This window comes from Corallococcus terminator (assembly GCF_003611635.1).
GTDB classification, from domain to species: Bacteria; Myxococcota; Myxococcia; order Myxococcales; family Myxococcaceae; genus Corallococcus; species Corallococcus terminator.
This window is the reverse complement of record NZ_RAVZ01000763.1, coordinates 1-662: the sequence shown is the minus strand read 5'-3', so window position 1 is coordinate 662 and position 662 is coordinate 1. Positions and strand designations below refer to the sequence as shown.

General features: G+C 73.0%; 2 pseudogenes. Both read left to right on the top strand.

From position 1 onward, the window contains the following. Positions 1-207 (top strand): annotated as a pseudogene (locus D7V88_RS43520) (hypothetical protein); the annotation flags it as partial. A gap of 91 nt (positions 208-298) precedes the next feature. Further along, positions 299-662 (top strand): annotated as a pseudogene (locus D7V88_RS42015) (hypothetical protein); the annotation flags it as partial.

Sequence of the window (662 nt, the reverse complement as noted above, 5' to 3'; positions counted from 1 at the left end):
TGTATAAGAGACAGCGGCCACGCCGCGCACCGCCCGAGGGTTCCCGCGGACAGCCCGCCCAACCGCGCCCTCAACCGGCGCGTCACGCTGCGGCTGTCCCCCACGCCGGTGACGCCGGAGAGCGTGGCCGTGGCGCGCACCGAACCGCCCTCCCGGCCGGTGAAGCGCGACGCGAAGGGCAAGGCGAAGAAGATGGCCCGCCGCTGAAGCACGCGCGCGAGGGTTTGAATAAACGCGCGCGGCCCCACGTCGAGGGGAACAGGGGGCCCGTACCCCTCCCCTGACCCTGGAGCTTCCCGTGTCTGCCTCGCGCCCCACGCTGTGCGCCGGACTCGTCGTCGGCCTCCTCCTGGCCGCTCCCGCCGCCGAGGCGCGCTTCGGCAAGAAGTCGGCGGACACCTCCTCCAGCAAGGACGACGACAAGGACTCCCGTGTCCACGAGGCGAGCCCCATCAAGCCCTCGCGCACGCACGAGGCGTCCTCGTACACGCCGCCCGACGACGATGACGACGACTGCTGCGACGCGCCGGCCCCCGTCTACCAGCGCTCGGGTCCCTCCTATTCGGCGCGCCTCTACGGCGACACGCCCACCTACAGCTCCAGCGAGGACGAGTCGGCGGAGCTGGCGGCCATGGCGGTCCGCAGCCAGCCCCCGCGTGCCC